This is a genomic window from Acidithiobacillus sp. HP-11, from assembly GCF_015100075.1.
Classification (GTDB): Bacteria; Pseudomonadota; Gammaproteobacteria; order Acidithiobacillales; family Acidithiobacillaceae; genus Acidithiobacillus; species Acidithiobacillus thiooxidans.
In genome coordinates this window covers 1-23,306 of record NZ_JACKYY010000046.1, presented here as the reverse complement: position 1 = coordinate 23,306, position 23,306 = coordinate 1, and the positions used below count along the sequence as shown (strand labels likewise).

Genomic DNA, 23,306 nt, shown 5'->3' with positions numbered 1-23,306 from the left:
CCTAACGTCGCATAGCTGATACTTTTATCSAGGGGGGGGCGGCGGGGGCGGCGGATTACCGTAGCCATTGTTGTACTGACCAGGACCCTGGCCGGGAGGAGGTGGTGGGGGAGGCGGCTGGTTATAACCCTGATTCCCATATCCGCCGTAGGGGCTAACAGCACAGCCTGACAGAGCCAAAACACCCAAGGCAATCACAGCGATTCTTCCAGTTGAAGTAGGCATGGTATATTCCTCCGTATTTCTATCATACATGAATATGCAGTGTCATGAGGAATTTATCAACGAACATACCGGGCCATGGGCTGGATTTTCTATACAAGACAGAAGGTATCATTCTGTCTTGTGGGTGCTCGGACAGGACGGGCGGATGGCTTGATTTTGCTGGGTTCTTCATCTCTCCGTGCGGGGCCTTTTTGCGACATTACGATGAGGCTACTCATTTTTGGTTGAAACCGGGAACTCACGGCGGGCATGCACCACGTTCACGATCTCAATGCAGGTGGCCGTAACACGATAGAGCACTATGTAGTTTGGGTGCGCGACGATCTCACGCAAGCCCGGCACGCGATCGCTGATGCGGTACAGGTAGGGGTGCTCTGACAGTGGCAACACACAGACGCGCAGGCGTTCCCACAGACGTTCGGCTGCACTCACATCGTACTGACCGATGTAGTCTATGATAGTGGCTAGATCGGCGTTGGCAGACTCAAGCCAGAAGATGGGTAGCATCAGGACGTTTTGCGCTGTCTGAGCCGTGCTAGTCGCTCGGCCATGCGTCGCTCAATCTCATCGTGCGGGATGCTCGGGCGCGGGTCGGCCATGCTAGCGGCAGTCTTGGCCTGCAGCCAAGCCGTGTAGCTGACCTCCTGCTCGGCGGTCTCAAACTCGGAGATGATAGAAGGTAAAACGGCATGCATTCTGGGCGCTCCTCTGGTATCGATCATCAGCGAGGGTTTAAAGCCCCCATGCGGTCCCTGATGTCTATATTAGGCGTTTTTCCCCCTTGCAGGAACCATCCACAAATTCTGTGCGCCACCCTGTGGATGGAATCAGCAACACCGCAGAGAAGATCGAGAAAATTCCCGGCCTCAAAAAGCATCATGCTCCGCTGGAATATCCAGGTCGCGCGCGCCCGTCACCGTGACAAGTCTCACAAACGATCCCGGACGGAAGGACCCATGCCGCCCGTATCATTATCTAATCGCTTCACCACCAATACGATAGAGCATTTGATTTGTCTGGCGCCATGACGGGGCCGTGATCCAAATCTCCCTCGCGGGAAAAACGGCTCAGGACCTGCTGATTTTCCCGCCGCTTTTTCCGATTGCAACTCCGCCGGAAGTACGAGGGCACCATCTCCATGGTGCGCTGGCTGTCCGAGTGAAATTTTGCCAGTCGTTTCCGTCCCTCTGGTGAATGGGGCGCAATCCGCTGACGCACCGAATATCGTGGGGCAATCCTGACCCAATCCGACAATACCCAACGATATTCGTATCGGGCGCTACGCCGCCGAATGGTTTTTGACATGAAGTTTCTCCTGCTGTGAGTAGTTACTTCATGCCGCCCTCCTTTTCCTGGTCTTTTTTACGTTCTTGCATCGTCTTCTCTCCAAAGTATTTTCGCGGATTACCGCACATCCAGCAGGAACAGGGGGTCGGCGTGTCAATCGCCTGCGCCCGCGTCCGCTGGTCGCCGGACAAATCCCGATTCCAATGAAAGCGCCTGTTACACCACAACCGATGTCGGTGATGGCGCCGTATCGCCCTTGGCGGATAGGCCCCTTTTAAAATACCGCTGCGATCGGACATGACACACTCCGTGGCCGCATCGCAACCGTTCCCAAAACGGTTTCCTCCTGGCGATGTGGCCTATAGGGTGATCATGATTTTTCTCGCTTGTCGCTGATGGGACCCATAAAATTTCCTCTTGATGAGGTGCCCTGGAAATATGACCTGTTGCTCAGAACGGCTCCGGATCATCCATGGTGTAGCATCCACCAAAATCATAGGCATCGAAAACCTCTTCAGCTACCGCATAGGGCGGCCCATTGAACCACGACGGATCCTCATAAACAGGCCTGCCGTTCTCGTGTGCTATATGGATAGCGGCGATGGTTCTGGTGCCAATATCCGTGCACCGCCAGGTGCCGGTCGCAGTTTTGAAGGATTCCCCTATTTTGAATTGCGCGTATTCCAATTTTTCTCCTGGGGCAATAGCTCTAACCGCAATAATGAATTAGAGCAGTCGTGTGTCGTGTAGTCCCATTCTTCTCCACTTTTTCCAGTCACTCCAGGGGATGCTCTGATGCCATTTGCGATGGGCCAACCTGCGGAGGCCTTGATGTTTGAGCCATACCTGCCGTCTTAAGGTACAACCCCGGCATCCTGTTTCGACATAACGGCTAGGTGCACACAACCTGGAGCAGACACCAGGAGCATGGTCCCAGCAATAACCCCAATAGCGATGTGCCTTAAAGCGCGTTTGAATGTGAATAAAAGCGAATGAACCATTGCGCGGTTCGCATTTTCTGTGTTTTCTCACGACCTGTCCCCCTGCGCGGGGCGATGCATTTCCCGCTTTATCCAAAACAGATAGCAGATCGGCAGAGGTCGCGGTACCGGCCCGCCGTTTGTCACCCGTTCTTACACCGATCCGGGATGGGTTAACGAGCGCGGGCGCCCACCTTTCTTGCCATTCTCACGAGATGCGGCAGCCTTTGCGAGCGTTCTCAAGCTACCGTTATAAGAAGCAGTTACCGTTTTTGCAACCTCCAGCAGCGGTTGACTCATGGCCATAAGTCCGGCGATAGAAACGTGCAAGTCTCGATCATTGAGGCACAACGCACTGCCGGCAAAACATAAACTCAGTTGCTGGAGTTCCCTCCCCGTGAGCGCTGCCAGCTCAGAATAGTTTTCTACTGGCAGAACGATCGCTGTCTGGTCGCCAAATGTGATCATCAGCGCACGCGTATCCGGCAGGTAGCGCAAGGACTGGGCATGAATACTTCCCCTATGGCGACTTCGCCCTAGAGCCACAGCCCGCTGCAGCACTTCGGGCGTCACTACTTCATCAAAACCATTTTTTGCTTGAATCGTCATAATTGGATCTCCAAGGGCAAGGGGTCGTCTGCCAAATGCAAAACCGTCATATTCCGCACGCCATCAAAACGACCGGATACAATCTGAACTGTACCGGGGCGCGCGCCTTTTGGGGTTACCACCGCCTGAGCAGCGGCATCCCAAAGTAAATTATCCAGGCAGAGGCCTTGGCGACTCTGCCACCAGAGTTTCCGAGCGCGGTGCAGGTTCTCCGCCCTCCTTATCGCTTGCCGAATTTCTTCCAGCAGTCCTGCGGAAGGTGATTCCTGGATAGGCATCACATCCCACAGACGTACCCCGTTGTGCCAGAAGCTGAACTCAAAGCGTGCATTCCAATCACCTGTTCCAACATGCACATGCGGTGGGCAGTGCTCGTTGCGCGTCAAAACTGCGATCAACAACCCGCGATGCGTGCAGACTTTCATATTCAAACTATAACCTATCGAACGGGTTTTTCAACAGCTAACCAAGAATATGGCCTCTCACAAACGAGGGTTTTTGAGAGGCCAAACCCGCCACAGGTGCCATGACCAACAATCAACAGGATAGGGTTCTCGAAAATAGGTCTTGAAATGGGTTTATTGATTCATTACCGTTATTATGAATATCGAGAGAGTCAGGAGAAAAATATGCTGATCGGTTATGCCCGGGTATCCACCCAGGACCAAAATCTGGACCTGCAAAGGGAGGCACTGACCAAAGCCGGTTGCGAGAAGATCCTGGAGGACCAGATCAGTGGTGCCCGCGCAGAGCGACCGGGCCTCACTCAGGCGCTGGGAGAGCTCCGCGTAGGGGATACGCTGGTGGTCTGGAAGCTGGATCGTCTGGGACGCAGCGTGCGGAATCTGATCGACCTGGTTAGCAGTCTGCAAGCTCGGGACGTTCAGTTCAAAAGCCTGACCGACGCCATCGATACCGGAACACCCTCGGGACGGTTTTTCTTTCATGTCATGGCCAGTCTGGCCGAGATGGAGCGGGATCTGACCATTGAACGCACTCGCGCCGGATTGGAGGCCGCTCGCAAGTTCGGGCGGATGCCGGGGAGAAAGCGGGTGATGACGGAGAGCAAGGTAGCATCTGCCAGGAAGCTTTTGGATAACGGCACGCCGCGCAGGGATGTGGCCGAGCATCTTGGTGTCTCCTTGCCGACCCTCTATCGCTGGGTTCCGGGGGCTTCACGTCTTTGACGGTTCTTGTGCCTTGCTTCTGCAGGAGTTCCGACTGGTTGCAACAAATGTAAAATTCCGTAAAATAACATTTACGATAAAAAACAAAAGGTGAACATATGATTATCGGGCTGTTGAATCAAAAGGGTGGCGTAGGGAAAACCACCCTTAGTGTGAATCTGGCGGCTAGCTTGGCGCGTTCTGGTGCCCGCGTCCTGCTGATCGATGCTGATCCTCAAGGAAGTTCTTTGGATTGGGCAGCGGCTCGTGAAGGGAAACCGCTCTTTTCCGTAGTTGGCTTGCCCCGGCCAACAGTACACAAGGAGATTGGACAGATTGGTTATGGATACGACCATATAATTATTGATGGCCCCCCTCGTGTTACAGATTTAGCCAGGTCGGCAATTATGGCTGCTGATGTCGTGCTGATCCCCGTGCAGCCAAGCCCTTATGACATTTGGGCTGCTGATGAGGTCGTAAAACTGATAGACGAGGCGAGAATATACAAGACTGGACTTAAATCAGCTTTTGTTGTTAATCGTAAAATCGCAAATACGGCGATAGGTAGAGATGTCGGTGAGGCTCTTGCTGCCTATCCCGTGCCAGTACTGAAAGCCAGTATTACGCAGCGTGTGATTTTTGCTGAGGCAGCAGCTCAAGGCATGGCGGTACATGAAGTTGATGCAGGCGGGCCAGCAGTAGCGGAAATTGAAGCAGTGATAGCTGAGTTGATGGAGTTTGTGCAATGACAAAAAAAGTAGCCATTGGAACCAAGCCTACCAGCAAGCCTGCACCGGAGGCTGCTGATGCATGGGTAGAAAACCGTGCCGCAGGCAATGAAGTAGAAGCGATGAAGCGACTCACCATTGATGTGCCAGAAAGTCTACACCGTACTATTAAAGCGCAATGCGCTATGCGGGGCACAAAAATCGCCGATGAAGTGAGAGAGTTGCTTTTACAGAAATACACAAATCAGTAAGAATACTTTTACATTAATGTGTGAAAGTTGAAGAGAGCTCATGAGCCAAAAAAAGCCCAAGGAAGATTCCGAATTTCTATGTCTGACGCGCCAAGAAAACAAGCTACTTGAAGCTGCTGGCGATATTTACGGCACGCCTCCGACCGGCACCGATATGGCCTTTACTCATGCCGTGTTCTGTCAGGTTGGTCTGCCTCGCTCAAAGGTCGATGGCCGCGAATTCATGCGTCGCTCTGGCGCAGCTTGGGTTAACGTCCAGGCCGGCTACATTGACGAGGGCAATGGGCCGGTACAGCAATTGGTTCCCTACGGAGCATTACCGCGCTTAGCACTGGCCCATGTGTCTACCCACGCAGTACGTTACAAAACAAGAGAGGTTCCCATAGGCGAAAGTGCTGCGCAGTTTCTTGACCTAATGGGCATGGAGCACGATGGCCGACGCTACACGAGCTTGCGGAAGCAAATGCATGCTCTTGCGGCCTGCCGGTTGCAGGTTGGGTATAGGGGGCGGACGTTCAACGGCCAAGCAGTGGAACAATTCGATGCTTGGTTGATGAACAAAGACACAGGGCAGAAGGCCTTGTGGCCTGGTTTGATGGTGCTATCGGAGCATTTTTACGCAGCACTTATGGATGGCGCAGTGCCACTAGATAATCGTGCCCTGCATGCGCTTAAAGGTTCTGCGCTGGCTCTGGATGTTTACGCATGGCTTGCCCATCGGCTGCACCGCATCGAGGGGCGTGGTGTGACCCTGTACTGGAAATCACTTCGTGAGCAGTTCGCCCAAGAATATGAAGGCAAAGACCCAGACAAGAATTTTAAGAAGGATTTTTTACCCGCACTGCACAAGGTACAAGCAGTATATCCGCAAGCCAAGGTGAAGCAAATCACAGGTGGCTTATTGCTGATTGGGTCTCCACCACCTATTTCATACAAAAGGTAACATTTCCGGCGCCAAAAACTCGTTAAAGTCTATTCAGACAGCGCCGCTGCTCGATCGCCTCACCTGCTGCATCGTGCTGTACAGATATCTGTCGATTACATGCTTTGGGGGACCTTGGCGGTGGATAACCCTGTGAGTTGTGCAACTTATCCACGTGAAATCCCCCCCCCCTTTGTTCGTGAAATCCCCCCCCCCCTAAACCGTTAGGTTAAATCCTTTAATAAAACCTATAAATTTCCTGTAATTGGTCAGCGCTTTCTGTGGATAACTGCGATCTGCTTAAAACTGAAACTTCAAGGAGCGCCCGCTTGCCGCCTTCGGCGCCGGGCGCAAACATCCCCGGCGGGGAGCCTGCCGCTCCCCCTGTCCGAGCCTTCGGCTCGCCGGATCGACCCTCTCTGGGGACGTTGTCCCCCACTGCCTACGGCATCGGCTCCCCCTTTATTTTCGTTCGGCAGGGGAGAAGCATCGAGAAATGGCCCAGAATCGATTTTTGATGCCTTGCGATAGATTTTCCTTGCCAGAATCCTTTGCGTGCGCTGTAGGGCAAATTTGGGGCCTTGGCGGGGCTATTGCAGTGGGTGGATGTGCTTGGCCGTGATTGACGGCATCGATGTGGCTGTTTTATGCTCCGTCACTGTGACGGCTTGTGAGGGTAGATTCATGGCAACGACCAGTGCGGAACGGATGCGGTGGAAGCGGGCGCGGGATCGCGGCATGGTCTGGGGCGAGGGGGATGAATCCCAGCTCAGTGATACCGCCCTGATCGAACAACTGGCGATCGCCTACCAGAAGGCCCGCGAGGGGCAGGGCAACGCTATCGCCCTGGGGCTGCTCCGGGAAATCGCGGCGCGGATCGGTTTGTCAGGCAAGTCACTGTGACGGGCCATTGTTCCTGAGGGGATTCCCTGAAGGAACGCTGTGAGCCGTCAATCGCGCATGGCGTTGTCGCTCAGAATATTGGTCAGGGCTTCGGAGACGGTTTCCTTCTCGCTCTCCTGATTGGGTTCTGGCGTCATGCGCAGGGTGTCGAGCAGCGGGGCCAGGCGTTTTTTATCGACCTCCCTGGTGACGGACCTCTCGGCTTCAGCCAATAGCCATGCCCGTATTTTGGTATCCTTCCGGGCGGCGTGAATCAGCATGCCCCCCAGGATGATTTTCTGGCCGTTCTCCGTGCGTCTGCTCTGTTCCCTGAGGCGAGCCAGCTTATCTTCTGCCTCTGCTATTTTCTGCTTCAGTGTCTGTGCCATAGTGCTATCCTCATGCGGTTGAAGTAGGCATACTATCATGCACCGGATGAGCGCAGCGAGTACGGAAATGCGCACTTACGACTTGCTGCACAAGTCAGAGCGCCCTGCGGGGCCGAAGCAAAAGCCATAAACAAAGGAGCCGCAAAGTGGCCATTTATCACGCCAGCACCAAACCGATAGCGCGCAGCGCGGGACGGTCTGCCGTCGCCGCGGCGGCCTATCGGGCGGGTGTCGAGCTGGTGGATGCGCGGACCGGGCTGGTTCACGACTACACTCGCAAGGGCGGCGTGGAGCTGACCGAGATCCTCACGCCGGACGGTCTTGGTGTTGAGCGCAATGCACTTTGGAACGCCGCCGAACTGGCCGAGAAGCGCAAGGACGCTCGGACGGCCAGAGAATGGATCGTCGCCCTGCCCGCCGAACTGGATGCCGGGCAGCGCTGTGATCTGGCCCGCGATTTCGCGCAGGCCCTGGTGGCGCGTTATGGCGTAGCGGTGGACCTGGTCATTCACGCCCCCGACCGGGAGGGAGACCACCGGAACCACCATGCCCATCTTCTCACCACGACCCGGCAGTTCAGTCGCGCTCCCGACGGCGGGCTGATCCTCAGCGCCAAAGCCCATATAGAGCTGTCCGACAAAGCCCGCCGGGAGCGCAGCCTGGGGGCCGCCGCCGACGAAGTGAAAGCGGTGCGGGAGTTATGGGAGCACACGGCCAATGCCGCACTGGAGCGGGCGGGTGTGGAAGCCCGGATCGACGCCCGCAGTCTCCAGGCGCAGGGGGTAGACCGGGAGGCGACCCAGCACCTGGGTCCGGTAGCGTCCGAGATGGAGCGGCGAGGGAAGGAGTCCGACCGGGGAGACGGCAACCGCGAGGTCAGCGTCAATAACGAGGAACGGGCGCGGTTATCGGCGGAGATCATCGATCTGCAAGCTGAGCGGGAGAGGCGCGAGCGCCGGGAGGCGGCGCGGCGGGAGTTTGAGGCCTCCCATCGGGAGGTGCGCCCGGACTTCCGGCTGACCGACCGGGTGGTTGCCGGAGCGGTGGTTCAATCGGCCAGGCGGGAACGAGCAGATATTCAACTACGGTGGAATGATCGCTGGCGGAGGAATGAACAGGCGGAGAAAGAGCGGCAGGCTCAGCGTCAGGAAGCGGCACGTCTGGCCACCATCGAGGCCGAGCGCGAGACTCGGCGGCAGAAGCTGTTGGACCTCGCGGAAACGCTACGAACCGATAAAGAAGCGAAAGCGAATCTACGTCAGGCCTACCTGTCAGCGGGATATCAGCTGGAAGAGCGGGACGGCAAAGAAGTGTGGGTCTATCCCCATACCGATCTGAAAGCCGAGAAGGATGCAGCCTATGCCGCCCGCCAGGAATGGGATGCCCGTAAACAGGCATTAAAAGCGCAGCGACTGGAACAGGACCGCGCCACCGAACAGGAAATCCGGCCCGGTATCCGTCACCCGCAACGCTCTACCTGGCAGGCATGGCGGGCACAGACGCTGACCCGGAAATATAACCCCGCCTATTCGGCGGAGATGGCGGAGCGGGACATATACTGCCGGTGGATGCCGGAGGATGGCGGGCTTTATCTGCGTCTGGGAAAGGCGGAAGTGATTGACCAAGGCCCGCTCATCCTGGCGAAGAACGGCACTGGCGACATCCCGCTGATGATCGATACCGCCCAGGCGAAGGGCTGGGAATCCCTGGAGTTTACCGGAGATGCGAGATTTCAGGAGCAGGCCGCTATGGCGGCATTACGGGCGGGGTTGAAAGTGGCCGATATGAATCTCGCGCGACGGGCGCGGGAAGCCATCGCAGAGCAGGCCAAGCCAGTCATTGAGCCGGAATACAAACCATCTTCTGTGGTGGTGCCGGGTATCCGCTATCTTGTGGAAGAAACGGCTGACCATGCGCCGATGAGGGACAAGCATGGTGAGATCATGCTGTTTGACACCGAAGCACAAGCATTCGAGGTTCGTAAAATTCTTGGCTTCAAATATCCGATAGTCCCTATTTCGGTCGAGCAAGAGCCGACCAAGCCAGCGCCCGTCAAGGTGTCAGAGAAGCCCTCTCCAGATCTGACCGATCTTGAAGCCCGACGGCAGAAGTTGGTGGAGTTGGTGAAAGTGCTGAGTGCTGATGCGGTGACAAAAATTGAGGACGTGCGTAAAGCCTATTTGGCGGCGGGATACGTGGTAGAACCGCGGGAAGGGGGAGCGGTTTTTGTGTATCCCCCCGGGGATCTGCCGGAAGCGCGTAAAGCAGTAACCCAAGCTCGCAAAGACTGGAAAGAACGGGCAAACCGAAGCGGAGCGCAGCGGGAACCGATGGTGCCGAAAGCGCAGATAAACGCTTATGGAGCGGAGTATGCCCGCAGGGACGGCTGGAAAGGGACGTTTACTGGCGCGGTGATTGCCGTCGATGAAGGTCATGTCTATGTGGGAGCGAAGGGCGGCGGTGGTGCGCCGCACTTTGTAGCGATACCGAAGGAACGGTTTAAAGCCCAACCATCGGTAGGGCTGTATGCCACGTTCACCCAGGGAGATGCGGAGCGTCCTGCGGGCTGGAGCAAGGTGCTGGGGAAGATGAATGGGCAGGGGCGACTGGTGAGAGACCAGGAGAAAGGCAAGGGCATTGGCGATTAGGGCTCCAGAGCGACAGGGGTGCCCAGGCAAGAGAAAGGCGGAGCACTGTCACAGTGACAATCTCAAAACCCGTTCATTCCCGGATGAACCGAGAAAAGCAAATCAAGAGTGGATTATGAGAACGGTAAGGGACTGATTCAGCGTGTCACTGTGACGGACGTTGAGAGACTCTCAAAAAGGGTCCGTTGTGAGGAAGGACCGGATCAAATCCCACGCAGGTGGATTTTTCATGATGGTTGAATAGGTATGATATATTAATACTAATGAATACCTCGGAGAGCTTGATCATGTCCACATCCGTTCCCCCTACCGTACCCATGGCGGTTAAGATAGATCTCGAAATGAAGGCGCGTATCCAGCGTCTGGGCGACGCCCGTCATCGTTCTATGCACTGGCTCATGAAAGAAGCGATCCGCCAGTTTGTGGAGCGGGAAGAGCAGCAGGAAGCGTTGCGGCAGGAAGGTATTCAGGCCTGGGAGGCCTATCAGGACACGGGGCTGCATGTCACGCAGGAAGAGGCCGATATCTGGATGGCGCGCCTGGAAGCGGGCGAAGACGTGGAGCCTCCCCATTGCCACGTCTGATCTGGTCCCCACCGGCGCTGCTGGATGTGCAGCGACTGTACCGATTTCTGGCGGATCGGAACAAGGATGCTGCGCAACGTGCGGTCAAAGCCATCCGGGCCGGAGTAAAAATACTAGCGGCACATCCAGAGGCGGGGCGTCCGGCAGAAAGCATGGAACCCGAATACCGGGAGTGGCTGATTGGTTTTGGTGGAAGCGGGTATGTGGCTCTGTATCGTTATGACGGGGAAACTGCATTGATCGTAGCTGTTCGGCACCAACGCGAGAGCACCAATCCAGAGACGTTAAGCGAACATTGAAACTTGGACGGGTTGATGGACAGATTCAGAGCCGGAAATGGCCCCGAAAATGTCCATAAGCGAAGTGTTCAGAAAACCTTCGTTTTATGGAATCCGGCTATATTTAGGCACAAGTTTCTCATATTTGTGATGGCATCTCCCGAAAAGTTATGTACTTATGTGCTATGAAGCTGGTGAAGACCGGGATGGATATACCCACCGCAGACGCGATCGCTTTATCGAACTCTTGAATGCCCATGGCGGGCAGCAAATGGTAGGCCAGCACCATGCTGACAATCCAGGTTTGTGCAAAAGCAAATACATTGACTAAGGCGAATAAAGCCGCAGATTTTGCTGTTGAGTGGGACGATATTTGGAATACAAAAAGCTTGGCCAGGATGAAGGCTGTGACCATACCGGTGAGATAAGCCAAGGTCACCGCAGCCGAAAAGCCCACGAAGGCGTTATAAAAAAACCGGCTGCCAAAGTTGATCGCAGCTGCAAATCCGCCGGTGAGTATGAAAACCATAAATTGACGGGAAAAAAAGATGCGCATAGCTCAGTCCCTACATGTAGCGGCTTGCAATCGAAAACGGCGTGCTCGCAATCCATGGGCTTTTTCGGCTCACATTAACTGCAACTGACGGGCCTTCGTGCTCACATTATTTGCAACTATGCTCGCAATCATCCGCCCGTGCTCGCAATCCATGACGGCGTGCTCACATTAACTGCAACTGAACAGGTCCACAAAACGCTCGTTTTTTGCACTCACCAAGGCCGGGCTGTGGACCTCGCTAAAATAAGCACTTTGGCACATCACAAACCCTTTCCAACATTCAAAGTCCAGCCATGCTTGAATCTCATGCCTTTTTGGACTAAACGCTACACAGATCGGCCACTTGATGCCATACTGAAATAGATTAAAGCCTTTATCAACAATATGTTGGAGCATTCGTGTGCCGCTGAGTTGCGGGACAAAATGCTGGTCGTTGGACTGCCGATCTGGGCATCCATCAGTTGCAGTTAATGTGAGCACACCGTCATGGATTGCGAGCACGGTCTGATGATTGCGAGCATGGTTGCAAATAATGTGAGCACGAAGGCCCGTCAGTTGCAGTTAATGTGAGCCGAAAAAGCCCGTTGATTGCGAGCACGCCGTTTTCGATTGCAAGCCGCTACACCTACAGCATTCTGGCAATCTGTCGGCCCATCTGGACACTCTCGGATATGCCCCGATCCTCTGGATAGTAGTAGGATGTGTCCGCGACATACAGCCCTTCTATGGATAGCTTAATAGGTGGCAAGGTATCCAGATAGCCAGGGCCGCAGATGGGTTGGGCATAGCGATAGCGGTTGGCGTACATGGCCAAGATGTCACAGTCCTTCAGATCGGGATTGATGGTTTGTACTAAAGTTTCACCGTTTTTCCGCGAGGAAAATCGGCATGGTTAACAAAAATGTCGGTCATTAAATATTATTATTTATCTATGAATTATACTTATTTTGGCGCTATTTTGTTACCCTATTTTTCTTGTTTTATTTATTGTGAATCAGCCAGATAACGATGAATAGAACCGCCTTCCGTGATATAATGAGTGATCGTTAACGCTCTGATTATAAAACGCAAGAGGCCCTGTTCGATGTCCATGCTACGCGATTTACTCCTCCCTTTCCAATCGGCATTTTCGGATTCGCGACTAGGGCGCGAACGGGCTCAATGGTTCCCCTTTATCCTGTTGGCTATCATGGTCCCCTTCACCTCCTCCATGAGCAGCAATCTGCTGCGCTCCCTGCAGACCCTCTTTGGCCTGGATGTGAACGCCCGCCGTTTCTACCTCTTCATGGCCTCCACCCAACTGGCCTGGGATCGCCTCTGGCCGATTGCCTGGAATCTGATTCCGTCCCCGCTGGTCGATGGGCGACTGATCCTGGCCCTTGATGACACCCTCAACGACAAAACCGGCAAGCGGATCTTCGGCTGCGGCTTTTTCTTCGATCATACCGCCAAGGTGAATCATCCCACTTATCCCTGGGCACAGAATATCGTCATGCTCGGCCTGCTCAAGCCCATCAAAGGCCGCTGGGCCTGTCTGCCGCTGGGCTGTCGCTTCTACCATCGGCAGAAGGACATTGCGGCCGGCAAGATCAACGTCCGCCGTCATGGACAGGTGCCGGTCTTTCAGTCAAAAATGGCCCAGGCTGCGGCCATGATCCTGCCGGTGGCTACCCATTTCAGCGGCCACTCTCCTCTGATCGTCTGCGACAGCTGGTTCGGGAACAATGGCCTGTGGAAACCCCTGAATGCAGCGGAACCGTCCATCCACCTGTTGTCCCGCTTGCGCAGCAGTACGGTCCTATATGCAGAGCCAGCGGATGCGGCCCGGACCGCCAAGGGTCGGCCTCGCAAATATGGGGATCGTTGCGGTTCAGTGACCGAGCTGGCGACGTCTTTGCGGGAACAGGCGCAAAGGCACACGGTCCAGCTTTATGGCAAAGCGCGGGAGATACGTGCCTATGATCAGATCTTCCTGCTCAAAACCCTGCGCTGCCCGGTGCGGGTGGTCTGGGTCTTTCGCAAAACCCAGTGGGTGGCGTTCTTCACGACAGATCTGACGCTCTCCGTCACCCAGATTGTCGAATACTATGGTGCCCGCTGGAAAATCGAGGCCGGCTTCAAAGAAATCAAACAGGAAATCGGGAGCGCCCGCAGCCAGAACCGGACCGCTGATGCCGTCACCAACCACCTCCATTTCTGCCTGCTCGCCACGACCCTGACCTGGATTTACGCCGACCGGATCACGGCTGATCCCAAGCGCCGCCATATCGTCAAGGGACGGACCAGTTTTGCCTTCTCCGATGTCCGCAAACTGATTACAGATGAAGCTCTCTCCAGCCATTTTCTGGGACTTTGGCCCCATCTCTGCCAACCCCCTCATAAATCATTCACTCAGATGCTCATGCGTATGGTGGCGTAGCATGCGGCGACTTATTCCTCATGAAAATCGGTGAAACTTCAGATAAAAATTACGAAAAGTTTTTTTGCATAATTACGGTAATAAAAAACGAAGAGGAGAGGTGATATCATGAGCGTGAAAGAAACTCACCTAAAAGGGACTCCTGAAAGTGTAATAAAATACGTTTCTGAACAAAAGGAAGCGCAGACTGTCCATTTTTCTGAAGATGAAACTAGCAACTATTATGCGGAAAATGGCAACGTTAAGGGCGTTTGGATGGGTAACGGTGCCGCCATCCAAGGCTTATCTTGCTATGTCAACAACTCGGATCTAGAAAAACTCCTACATGGTGTCACCATGGATGGACATGACATCAGTAAACGCGGTAACCATCAGAATAATCGTCGAATGGGCTCGGACTGGACATTTAGTGCGCCCAAAGCGGCCTCTATTCTGTCCATTGACGATTCACGTGTTAAGGCATGGATGCTGGAATCTGTGCAACAAGCGATCGAAAATTTTTACGCAAGGGAAATGTCCCACGCGAGAAAAGGGAAGGGTGGCGTGATTACCGAGTTTTCTGATCTTATTGTAGCGGCTGGATTTCTGCATGAAACCGCCAGAGCCGCCGATGGAATCATCGATCCCCAACTGCATGTCCATGTAGTGATTCCCAATCTTATCCAAAGAGCCGATGGCCAGTGGGCCAGTTTGCGGAGCGACTATGGAAAAAAAAGTCGCAAAATCTATGCACTGGGTGATGCCCAAGTGGCTTACTTGATGAACAAAATGCAGGTGTTGGGCGGCTATGAACTGGAGCTGAGGCTGGAATGTGATAAAAAAGGTATAGAGCACCTATCTTTTGGGGTGCAGGGTATATCCAGAGAAGCCGAAGATGCTTTCTCAGGGCGAAAAAAACAAATCCAATCGTATTTATTAAAAAGCGGCATTGATCCCAAAAAGGCCACCCGCAAACAAAAAGATTTCGCTGTGTTGAATACACGGGTAAGCAAAGATCGAAACGTGGACAAGAAGTATTTGAAGGATGCGCTGCGGCAGCGTGCACATGATGCAGGCATTGATTTGGACAGTATTCGGGCCGCTGCCGCCAAACGTGCAGCAGTAACTCAAAAGCAACAAAGCTGCACCGGAATGGATGTGACCAATATTACTGTTCATTCCTCGTCAGATTTTGGTGAAGATGTTGCCATCAGTCATGACTATCAATCAGCATTCGGACCAGACAATATTGGGTAGCAGGGAGAATAAAATGGAAATACAAAACCAGTGAAGCATGGTCTTCACTGAAATGACAGCTAAGAACTATAACCATCCGTGCATAACCGTCTGACGCGCCCTTTACTCCCTGTATGGCATGAGCATATTCATGTGACACAAACAGGAACGATTGATGACAGAATCGGGAACATAGGATTGCCGCATAGCTTTTGGCTACCTAACTGATTGAGTCCGTGTTAGGTAAGGTAACCCCAACCATTGCTGGACACGTTATGCACTGACAGCAGGCTTTGTTCCCGCGCCATTCTCAACCATCATTGGCCTTTGTACTCTGGTTTTCCAGGCTATATAGACGGGAAAGCCAGAGTCGCATAGTTTTTTCTTTAAGGCCAATTCCGAGTAAAATCAAGTATAATGAGTAGGTTAGGTGGAAATGCGCCCGTTTTCTGTGCATCTGTTCAATCATTATTTGCTCATTTCACTCTGGTTTTCCAGGCTATTTAGACTCCAAAGCCAGAGTCCTTTCGGAACATGTTCAACTTCCAGAGTATGCCCGAAACAAGACCAGCGGTTCACTGCCGCCAATCCTGAAGGCTGGATGGATACTATTGAACCAAACAGGTTGTAGCGCGATGCCAGGAAGCCACTACCGGCCCGATACAATAGTCATTTGATTCAATGTGCGCAGCGATTTCCAGATGTTGCTCACGCCAAATCAGGTAACGTTCTGATGCCGTGGACAAAACCCAAGGTGGCGGTAATCCACAGCGTGTTACCGTAGACAATGCCACAATCACGCTCTCTGTACTGTTTTCCTTGACGTAGCAGCGCAACCGTCCTTTTTTTCCAAGCTCCAGCAGGGCATCCCCCAGCCAGTTCCGATCCATCCGCACCATGCCAGTAGGGTAATCGCTGAACTTTTCCATGGGGAATATTGGTATATCAACAATATCCGGATGTGCGGCACCGGCGACGTCAAGGCGGTGCGCCAAGAGGTGCCAGGCCTGATCACAAGGAATCGCAGGGTCCAGTCCGTCTTCGGGAGATTCCGTCACTGGTGGATAGACCTGTTCACTGATGTCACTGGTATCAAGGGCCAGCTTTTGCCGTGCCCAAGCCATCCAGGCCGACAAATCCGCTGCATGAGTGTCCCGCATTGGCGCATCTACCAAAGTCAGGGTTTGCGGCTGCTTTGCCCACGCAACCGCCAAACCCGGATTACTGGTATCGGCAAGGATCTGTTTCAGCGACTTTTGTAAATACATTAGCGTTATTGGGCGACCGATGCCCGGAAGTCGGTCCCGCAGCAAAGCAAAAAAGACCGGGCGGACGGAGAGCAAAACCCAACATTGCTCGCCGATATCGGCCTTGAGGTGTATCCAGTCCCGATCCAGTGGCGGAAACTCCAGGACCAGACTCCAGCGTAAGGATCCCGGCAATATCCCTGTGGGGAGATGCAGAAATGCTTCCATTTGCGTTTCGGAAGCAATTTTCCAGAAATGGATGCCAGAAGTCAGATGCAGGGTATCCGCCCCTACCAGTCCCACCCATTTCACCAACTGCAGGAGTCTGTCATCGCTGAGCGTGCGATTGCCTCCGAGCAAGCCCATCAGATTGCTGCGGCTGATCCCGAATCTGCGCGCTATTTCGACCAGGCTGAGCGGGGAAAGCGTCAGCACGTTACGGAAATCATCCATGGGGATGGGGTAGGGGCGGATAGACATGCATTCCTCTAGGACAGGGCTTTTGAACGAACTGCATTATAGGTTATGCAGCTATCGTTCTGCAAAACGGCGACAGACTATCGAGTTTATGGACTGGAAAGATGCAGGAAATGACCACGGTCGGTGACCTGTAATCGGACATGCAGCCCATGCTGTCGAGCTGCTACTGAAAGAGCGACTACTCAGGACCAATGAAGCATTGATCCGGGAGAACGTAGGTAAGGACAAGACGGCACGCAGACCTGATGAGTGAACTACCTGACGGAACTGCCGACGGAAAACGGAAGGATTGGCAACATATCAAATTACGTGCATAATTCGTGCATATCATAGGCAAAACCTCTCTATTGGAGTTTCTATGCACGCAGTCATCGCCCCTACAAACAGCCTCGCCGAAACTTTCCGAGAACCAGATCACGCCTATTTGTCTCCCCGTCGCGTCGGACGCGCTCTGGGCTTGCAAATTCAAAGCGTGGCCGAACGTGCGCGTGTCAGTCGCAACACCCCGACTGCGCGCCCGCAGAATGAAGATCTGCAACACTATCTGCGTGAAGTTGTGCGAGTCCTGGCAGCAGCAGAGCGCGCGGCAGATGGTGACCGCAACCGAGCCATCTTCTGGTTTATGAATGAACCCTTACTGGACTTCGACTACCTGACTCCCGATACCTTAGTACGGCAGGGTAAAGCGCAGGCCGTCATCGACTACATTGAATCCATTGCTGGCGGCGCGACTGGATGATTCTGCGGGATATTGGCCACGATGAAGTCTTCTATCGTGTTATCGTTCCGCGCTGGTCGCACGCACCAACGTCAGGAGCCGGTGCGGCAGCCAAAGGAGGGCGATTCAATCGGCCGGGCTTGGAAGCGCTATATCTTTCGCGAACCGCCGAAACCGCCCTTGCAGAATATCAGCAGGGTGCGCGTTTATTATCCCCTGGGACACTAACCTTGTTTCTGGTTACTCGATTGCGGGTGGTTGATTTTTCTGCCGGGTACAAGGCAGGTAACTGGCACTCTCTGTGGGCTGAGTACGCCTGTAATTGGCGAAAACTCGCTTTTGACGAAAAAATGGAGCCAGCGAGCTGGGTATTGGGTGATTTGGCACTGGATGAAAATGCCGATGGCATTTTGTATCCTTCGATACATCACGCCGGTGGCACCAATCTGGTAATCTTCAATTCCAGTACGCTTCCACCATCCGCATTGTGTGTGCATGATCCAGAGGGAAATCTGCCTCGTGATGACCAATCATGGCAGAGAACGTCATAGTAAACCGATGGCTTGTGCATGGGTCAGTTCTAGTCTCAATGGCGGCATGGCAGCGGAAGCGGTCGTTCGCTGGACTGACCATCACGTTCTCAAAACCCGTCACTATGACTGTTGACTCATATTTTGAAGAAGCCCCTTTCAAATCAATTATATAAATTATATTTTTCAAATAGTTGCATCAACAAAGCTGGCTCAGCATGACAAAGAGATATACGATAGGGCTAGACTTGAAACCAGAGTCGCCCAGTTATAGCGCAGAGAGATGCCTTGGCTATGATTCATCTGCAACTATCCTTGGCGCTGAGTTATGAAGTGAATGCGCCCGGAAGTGATTTTATTTTCAACATCCATGCCGCGCAAACGAAGCGGCAGAAAGTGGTTCATGAATCTTTAATCATCAACCAGAATGTACCGTGGAACGTCGAAGACGATCCTTCAACGGGTAACCGTTTTCTACGACTAAGCGCCGCAACGGGGCTCCTGCAGGTAAGGTACACAGCGTCTGTCGAACTAAGCCATCACATAGCTGAACCGGAACAGGTAGGCGAGATTCCAGTGGCGCATTTGCCATTCCAGGTGCTGAGGTATTTATACCCAAGTAGATACTGTCAATCAGATCGTCTCTATCTGCTCGCCATGCGAGAGTTCGGCCACTGTCAAACAGGATATAGCCGTGTGCAGGCAATTTGTGACTGGGTGGCGGGGCGTATTACCTATGTAAAAAACACCTCCGACTCCAACAGCTCTGCTATTGACACCCTTATAGAAACGGCGGGGGTTTGTCGCGACTTCGCGCATTTGATGATTGCGCTTTGCCGTGCCAGCAATATTCCCGCACGGTTTGCGACAGGTATTAATTATGGCGTAAATCTGACCTATGACACTTTCGACTTCCATGCTTATGTAGAGGTTTACTTGGTTGGAGGCTGGTATTTATTCGACCCTTCTGGCATCGCGATTCCTATGGGGTTGTTACGATTGGGTACGGGTCGTGATGCCGCTGATGTAGCGTTCGCGACGATTTTTGGAGAGGTGGTATCTTCCCCACCATGGATAAGTATTGGGGCCATTGCCGATGCCAATGGTTCTCTTGTCTTGCCGCAGAGGGTACCCTCCGCCCTGTCGACGGATGACTGGCACTAAGGATTCCCATGATTGAATCATTGCTCTTAACCACGGTTCGCGTGTCGACGTTCGATAATACGCGCCTACTCACGCGTGCCAGTGGTTTTTTTTTCGCCCGAGGCGAGCACCTTTTTTTTGTGACCAGTCGGCACGTATTGACTGATAAGCCCAGTAAACATTTCCCCAACCGCATTGAGATTGAACTACATACCGATGCTGAAAATTTAACCTGTGCAACCGCATTATCTATTGATCTATACCATGAGGGTAAGAGTCTATGGCGTCAGGGTAAAGATAGCGGCGGTGAAATTGATGTAGCAGTGATTGAAATCAATCGTAACGACTTACCGGAGTCCGTGGTGATCCAGTGTTTTACACCCGCACATTTGCAGAGTGTGTTCCAAGAAATTGAAGTGGGTAGTTTTTTATTGGTTGTGGGCTTTCCGCTGGGATTCCATGATACGCTGCACCATCTACCGGTAGTACGGCAAGCCGTTATTGCCTCTTCTTTCGGTTTACGTTTTCAGGGTCAGGGGTATTTTCTAACGGATGCCCGGACACATCGGGGCAGCAGTGGCGCCCCAGTGGTCCTGCGCTCTGCGAACAGGGACCAGAATTTACCGTGGAAACTGCTGGGGGTGCACTCAGCGCGTATTGATATGGGAGGGAGAGATGTAGAGGTAGATGAATCGCTGGGCCTTAATTGCACTTGGTACGCCGATATTCTGATGACCCTGACAGCCAATTAAGAATGCGCATATGTGGCTGCAAATTGGTTCGCCCACTCCGCATGCTGCGGATACTGAGTTTTTCATCGTGCCGAGATAATTGAGTCCAGAAAGAGATATTGCGCATCATTAGGGCAAAGATCTAGGGTTTCTTTGCATCCAATCCCGGCAGGTTCACGCCGAAGTAGCCACCCAGTAGACCTACTCCTGCACCAATGAACACTTCTATCGTCCGCATGGCGGCATTTATCCATGGATTCGCTGCGTTCAAATGGGAAAAGATCACAATGATCGTCCTGGCATGTGGCTGGAAATTCTGCCGTATGGACAACTGTGTTAAAGGGACGGTCATTTTTCATTGCTCCATGAGGCAGACCGTTAATTGTCGTTCATGTTGTAGGTATGCGCGTAGCATCAGGCTCAGGTAGCGCTCAATCGCCGAGACCGACAGATTGTCTACATCGCGATAGTGTGCAATGCACCATTGCCCGGCTTTGTGTGCATTACCGATGCGCAGAGTCAGTTGATCAAAGGTCGAATGTGGAATTTGTAAATACCGTGTGTGGCCTTGGTGATTGGCTAAATCAATGCGCACAGAATCTGTAAGGGTCGTCGATGGGACTTCATTGGGATTCATCTGATGACTGAAAGCTGATTCCATAATTGTGCTTCCTCAGGTAGTGTTCGACGGCCGTATCTAGTGAGATGGATTTTCAGGTTATGACATCGGGCGTTTTTCGCTGGCTAATTTGCTGAACTTGTGTCAATCCATAGACATATTCAACCAGCGGTTGCAAAGTTTTCTGGACGTCTTTCTGAAGAGCATCGGGGCGATCACTTTGACTTTTTTCCGCAGCCCTGAAATTCCCGGTCGTTGATACAGATATTCTGTTGCCTAGATCATTTTTATTTGCATGCTAACACCGCCTGGTTTGTCATCAGCGTCTTCATCATGACAGACCTAGTCATCATGCAAAACGGTTTTAAGACCGCTCATTCCTGCCCATGCGGATGAATGCTGACTTGTCAGAGAAGTGGGTGCGGAAACCAAGATGCGCTGTACACTCAGTGGCCTCTATCATCTTGCTCAGCATCCTTGGTATTGCCGTATTTGGAATAGACTTGGCGTATGGTGCGTTTAAACGCCAGATCATCCCTTTCTATACCTGTTAGGACCAATAATGTTTAGGCCGACTGATGATCTATCGTAGGCAGTTTATAGTGAGTCGTCTGTGCGGTAGGACACATATGCTAGTCCAGCAGATTGTTAATGAGCAGCATTCGTTAGCCATAAATATCAGGTTTTAACCATCCCATATCGTGAAAATATTATCGTTTACTTACTTATTCCTGATTAGCACGATGATTCCGCTGAGCGGAGCCAGTGCTCGGGCCTTGGTCCGGTGTTGATGGCGGCGCGAAGTAAACTCATGGGTAAAGTGGCAAGATTAAAACGGTGGTTGAAGCGATCAGTCACGGTGGAGAGATAACGTTGAACATATTTCCGAAACTTAAAAGTATGGTAGGGACCGGAAAGACTTATTTTGAGATTGCCCAGCACGGTGTTAACCCAGCTGAACTGAGGCAAATCCTTCGGTTTGCGTCCACCAGACCGTCTCTTTGTCCAGATGATACAGACGGCGCACTTTGGCTATGGTTTCCATGCAAATCACTCCAGGTTCCTCCCGGCAAATCCGGCAGGATATCAGGTGGTCAATTTACACGCTGTTTTCCACCCAATTCTGGCAACTTTTGCACGCTGTTTAACACTCTAAGCAAAGATATTGCGAGCTCGCGACCACGCTTTGCGGCTCTATATTTTGCACGCGCTAATGGATTAGCACGCAGTAGTGCGCGAAAAAAATGAATATAACCCATTGCACTTGCGTCTCCTACCCAGACTTGCCACTGCCGGCTCATCCAACGCCGCCCGCCTATCAACTGCGTTTGGGTTACCCACATCCAATTGAAGGCGGCGTTTTCCGTTGCATCGGGATGGAAGACACCCCTCTGGTCGAAATCCATTCGCGGGGCTGGGTAGTGATCCACCGCCACTTCTGGGTCGTACATCAACTTCCAGCCACGGCGTTTTACGGCGAGCGAAAAGCCCATTTCGTTATGCACTTGCGCACCCATCCCACGTAGACAGGTATCAAAACGTAACCCTTCCATAGCCGTACGCCGAAAACTCATGTTAACACCCTTCAGAATATCCACTTCGCGCGCAGGTCCCACACCTAGATGGTGATTACCAACGATGCGTCCAAACCACTGAACTCGCCCCACCATGCGCCGTTGACCATCGACCACCGTGCCGTCCGGCGTATGGACCCAGTCGCGCCCGCCTACCCCACCGATCCGGGAATCGGCCTCAAAGTGTGCAGCGATGCGCGCGAGCCAGTCGCTGTGAGGCGCTGCGTCATCATCGGTAATCGCCACGATTTCCGCTTTGACACTCAGCAAACCCGTGTTCAGCGCATGGACTACACCCGGTTCGTTAACTTTAACAATTTCCAGAGGCAAGCGTTCGGCAAATGCCTGTGCGACCAAATGTGATGATTTGTCCACATCCCGCGCCACGACTATTACTTGCACTGGCGCCAGATACTGGCAACACAAGGCTTCAAGGCAGCGGCGCAGATCGTCCGGACGACGGTAGCTGGGTACGAGAACGGATAAATCGGTCATCAGGGGCTCCTTGAGAAAACGGAAAAATCGTACGACAAGCTTCCTAACTCTAGTTTAGACATTCAGCCCGGCTCCGCCGGGTTTTTATTTTCTATTTTTGCTACGAAAGTGCTTGACACCGTGATAGCGCCGTGCGGCCGACCCTTTGGAAAAAAGGGTCGGCCAATGAAAAGTGTTTTAGGCTTCTCGGAATCACTGCCATGTCCTTTCAGCGTCTCGTTACCCTCCGCCTTTCGGAGTGGATTTCCTACTTTCTCGCGGCCATGCCGCCCGCTCGCGGCGCAGCTTCCTCGAACTGCTTTGCAGGTGCCTGATCTCCCCTGATGGCTGGGTCACTCGTGCCCTCAGCCATATTTCACTGCGCTGCCATTGGACCACTTATTACAAACTCCTGGAGCGTGAATCCTTGCGGACCCAGGTTCTGGCCATCGCTCAAGTCCGTTGGCTCCCGTCCACCATAGCTTTTCAGAATTTTTGCAGGATTCCAACTTGTCTCGAGCTTGCACTGTTTTTACATCAGCCTACTTCCTGCGACATTTTTCCTATGAATTAACAACATGACAGAAAATTTTGTTACGCTACTCGCGATTTTTTCTTGCGTGTCAGTAGAGCTATTGGCTTGTCTGCAAT

General features: G+C 53.0%; 28 protein-coding genes and 1 pseudogene. 14 read left to right on the top strand and 15 right to left on the bottom strand.

The window, feature by feature from the left end; all coding sequences use genetic code 11:
• Positions 1-435: 435 nt before the first annotated feature.
• The 7 genes from H7F08_RS12600 to H7F08_RS12570 all read right to left on the bottom strand — a co-directional run bounded on the left by H7F08_RS12600 (position 436) and on the right by H7F08_RS12570 (position 3,532).
• Entirely contained in the window at positions 436-732 is a 297-nt protein-coding gene (locus H7F08_RS12600) for a type II toxin-antitoxin system RelE/ParE family toxin (RefSeq protein ID WP_193640721.1), read from the bottom strand.
• Positions 732-920, bottom strand: a complete 189-nt coding sequence (locus tag H7F08_RS12595; protein WP_193640720.1) for a stability determinant — start codon at positions 918-920, stop codon at positions 732-734. The genes H7F08_RS12600 and H7F08_RS12595 overlap by 1 nt, the downstream gene beginning before the upstream one ends.
• Positions 921-1,209: 289 nt before the next feature.
• On the bottom strand, positions 1,210-1,530 hold the full coding sequence (locus H7F08_RS12590; protein ID WP_193640719.1) for a hypothetical protein: 321 nt from the start codon (positions 1,528-1,530) through the stop codon (positions 1,210-1,212).
• 23 nt (positions 1,531-1,553) lie between these two features.
• The gene (locus tag H7F08_RS12585; protein ID WP_193640718.1) at positions 1,554-1,811 is read right to left on the bottom strand and encodes a hypothetical protein; all 258 of its coding nucleotides are present in this window, start codon (positions 1,809-1,811) and stop codon (positions 1,554-1,556) included.
• A 151-nt stretch (positions 1,812-1,962) separates the two neighbouring features.
• A complete protein-coding gene (locus H7F08_RS12580; RefSeq protein ID WP_081576642.1) occupies positions 1,963-2,199 on the bottom strand; it encodes a hypothetical protein in 237 nt (78 codons plus the stop codon).
• A 446-nt stretch (positions 2,200-2,645) separates the two neighbouring features.
• Entirely contained in the window at positions 2,646-3,101 is a 456-nt protein-coding gene (locus H7F08_RS12575; RefSeq protein WP_198926409.1) for a DUF2442 domain-containing protein, read from the bottom strand.
• On the bottom strand, positions 3,098-3,532 hold the full coding sequence (locus H7F08_RS12570) for a hypothetical protein (protein ID WP_215843169.1): 435 nt from the start codon (positions 3,530-3,532) through the stop codon (positions 3,098-3,100). The genes H7F08_RS12575 and H7F08_RS12570 overlap by 4 nt, the downstream gene beginning before the upstream one ends.
• Positions 3,533-3,730: 198 nt before the next feature.
• On the opposite strand from H7F08_RS12570, the gene H7F08_RS12565 reads away from it, so the two are divergent.
• From H7F08_RS12565 to H7F08_RS12545, 5 genes are all read left to right on the top strand, one after another.
• A complete protein-coding gene (locus tag H7F08_RS12565) occupies positions 3,731-4,288 on the top strand; it encodes a recombinase family protein (RefSeq protein WP_193640717.1) in 558 nt (185 codons plus the stop codon).
• Positions 4,289-4,386: 98 nt separating this feature from the next.
• The gene (gene parA / locus H7F08_RS12560) at positions 4,387-5,016 is read left to right on the top strand and encodes a ParA family partition ATPase (protein WP_193640716.1); all 630 of its coding nucleotides are present in this window, start codon (positions 4,387-4,389) and stop codon (positions 5,014-5,016) included.
• On the top strand, positions 5,013-5,246 hold the full coding sequence (locus H7F08_RS12555) for a plasmid partition protein ParG (RefSeq protein ID WP_193640715.1): 234 nt from the start codon (positions 5,013-5,015) through the stop codon (positions 5,244-5,246). Before parA ends, H7F08_RS12555 begins: the two co-directional genes overlap by 4 nt.
• Before the next feature lie 40 nt (positions 5,247-5,286).
• The gene (locus H7F08_RS12550; protein WP_193640714.1) at positions 5,287-6,189 is read left to right on the top strand and encodes a replication protein RepA; all 903 of its coding nucleotides are present in this window, start codon (positions 5,287-5,289) and stop codon (positions 6,187-6,189) included.
• A 597-nt stretch (positions 6,190-6,786) separates the two neighbouring features.
• Entirely contained in the window at positions 6,787-7,071 is a 285-nt protein-coding gene (locus H7F08_RS12545) for a hypothetical protein (RefSeq protein ID WP_226831368.1), read from the top strand.
• A gap of 47 nt (positions 7,072-7,118) precedes the next feature.
• On the opposite strand, the gene H7F08_RS12540 is transcribed toward H7F08_RS12545, so the two are convergent.
• A complete protein-coding gene (locus H7F08_RS12540; protein WP_193640713.1) occupies positions 7,119-7,439 on the bottom strand; it encodes a hypothetical protein in 321 nt (106 codons plus the stop codon).
• 146 nt (positions 7,440-7,585) lie between these two features.
• On the opposite strand from H7F08_RS12540, the gene mobQ reads away from it, so the two are divergent.
• The 3 genes from mobQ to H7F08_RS12525 all read left to right on the top strand — a co-directional run bounded on the left by mobQ (position 7,586) and on the right by H7F08_RS12525 (position 10,970).
• Positions 7,586-10,087 carry a MobQ family relaxase gene (gene mobQ / locus H7F08_RS12535; RefSeq protein WP_193640712.1) on the top strand — a complete coding sequence of 834 codons (2,502 nt, stop codon included), beginning with the start codon at positions 7,586-7,588 and terminating at the stop codon, positions 10,085-10,087.
• A 287-nt stretch (positions 10,088-10,374) separates the two neighbouring features.
• Positions 10,375-10,671 (top strand): CopG family ribbon-helix-helix protein, encoded by a 297-nt coding sequence (locus H7F08_RS12530; RefSeq protein ID WP_193640711.1) that lies wholly within the window; start codon positions 10,375-10,377, stop codon positions 10,669-10,671.
• Positions 10,659-10,970: a type II toxin-antitoxin system RelE/ParE family toxin gene (locus tag H7F08_RS12525; protein ID WP_193640710.1), complete on the top strand. Its 312-nt coding sequence runs from the start codon at positions 10,659-10,661 to the stop codon at positions 10,968-10,970. The genes H7F08_RS12530 and H7F08_RS12525 overlap by 13 nt, the downstream gene beginning before the upstream one ends.
• 118 nt (positions 10,971-11,088) lie before the next feature.
• On the opposite strand, the gene H7F08_RS12520 is transcribed toward H7F08_RS12525, so the two are convergent.
• The gene (locus H7F08_RS12520) at positions 11,089-11,505 is read right to left on the bottom strand and encodes a GtrA family protein (RefSeq protein ID WP_193640709.1); all 417 of its coding nucleotides are present in this window, start codon (positions 11,503-11,505) and stop codon (positions 11,089-11,091) included.
• A 625-nt stretch (positions 11,506-12,130) separates the two neighbouring features.
• Positions 12,131-12,319 (bottom strand): hypothetical protein, encoded by a 189-nt coding sequence (locus tag H7F08_RS12515; RefSeq protein WP_193640708.1) that lies wholly within the window; start codon positions 12,317-12,319, stop codon positions 12,131-12,133.
• A 270-nt stretch (positions 12,320-12,589) separates the two neighbouring features.
• Between H7F08_RS12515 and H7F08_RS12510 the strand changes: the two genes are divergently transcribed.
• Together H7F08_RS12510 and mobF are read left to right on the top strand one after the other, a co-directional pair.
• Positions 12,590-13,924 (top strand): transposase, encoded by a 1,335-nt coding sequence (locus tag H7F08_RS12510; RefSeq protein ID WP_193640707.1) that lies wholly within the window; start codon positions 12,590-12,592, stop codon positions 13,922-13,924.
• 108 nt (positions 13,925-14,032) lie between these two features.
• Positions 14,033-15,160: a MobF family relaxase gene (gene mobF, locus H7F08_RS12505; protein WP_193640706.1), complete on the top strand. Its 1,128-nt coding sequence runs from the start codon at positions 14,033-14,035 to the stop codon at positions 15,158-15,160.
• A 587-nt stretch (positions 15,161-15,747) separates the two neighbouring features.
• Here the strand turns inward: mobF and H7F08_RS12500 are convergent.
• The gene (locus tag H7F08_RS12500; RefSeq protein ID WP_193640705.1) at positions 15,748-16,866 is read right to left on the bottom strand and encodes a hypothetical protein; all 1,119 of its coding nucleotides are present in this window, start codon (positions 16,864-16,866) and stop codon (positions 15,748-15,750) included.
• A gap of 358 nt (positions 16,867-17,224) precedes the next feature.
• On the opposite strand from H7F08_RS12500, the gene H7F08_RS12495 reads away from it, so the two are divergent.
• From H7F08_RS12495 to H7F08_RS12480, 4 genes are all read left to right on the top strand, one after another.
• Positions 17,225-17,605, top strand: coding sequence for an antitoxin Xre/MbcA/ParS toxin-binding domain-containing protein (locus H7F08_RS12495; protein ID WP_035210757.1), 381 nt, complete (start codon positions 17,225-17,227; stop codon positions 17,603-17,605).
• Positions 17,602-18,135 (top strand): RES family NAD+ phosphorylase, encoded by a 534-nt coding sequence (locus H7F08_RS12490; RefSeq protein WP_031573155.1) that lies wholly within the window; start codon positions 17,602-17,604, stop codon positions 18,133-18,135. The genes H7F08_RS12495 and H7F08_RS12490 overlap by 4 nt, the downstream gene beginning before the upstream one ends.
• Positions 18,136-18,408: 273 nt before the next feature.
• Positions 18,409-19,278, top strand: a complete 870-nt coding sequence (locus H7F08_RS12485; protein WP_010642597.1) for a transglutaminase-like domain-containing protein — start codon at positions 18,409-18,411, stop codon at positions 19,276-19,278.
• Between the two features lie 8 nt (positions 19,279-19,286).
• Positions 19,287-20,009 carry a S1 family peptidase gene (locus tag H7F08_RS12480; protein ID WP_010642599.1) on the top strand — a complete coding sequence of 241 codons (723 nt, stop codon included), beginning with the start codon at positions 19,287-19,289 and terminating at the stop codon, positions 20,007-20,009.
• Between the two features lie 121 nt (positions 20,010-20,130).
• On the opposite strand, the gene H7F08_RS12475 is transcribed toward H7F08_RS12480, so the two are convergent.
• The 4 genes and pseudogenes from H7F08_RS12475 to H7F08_RS12465 all read right to left on the bottom strand — a co-directional run bounded on the left by H7F08_RS12475 (position 20,131) and on the right by H7F08_RS12465 (position 22,676).
• Positions 20,131-20,340, bottom strand: coding sequence for a hypothetical protein (locus H7F08_RS12475; protein WP_010642601.1), 210 nt, complete (start codon positions 20,338-20,340; stop codon positions 20,131-20,133).
• 3 nt (positions 20,341-20,343) lie between these two features.
• A complete protein-coding gene (locus H7F08_RS12470; protein ID WP_010642603.1) occupies positions 20,344-20,649 on the bottom strand; it encodes a hypothetical protein in 306 nt (101 codons plus the stop codon).
• Between the two features lie 693 nt (positions 20,650-21,342).
• A pseudogene (locus H7F08_RS15540) lies at positions 21,343-21,594 on the bottom strand (transposase); the annotation flags it as partial.
• A gap of 107 nt (positions 21,595-21,701) precedes the next feature.
• Positions 21,702-22,676, bottom strand: coding sequence for a glycosyltransferase (locus H7F08_RS12465; protein WP_010642607.1), 975 nt, complete (start codon positions 22,674-22,676; stop codon positions 21,702-21,704).
• Positions 22,677-23,306: the final 630 nt, after the last annotated feature.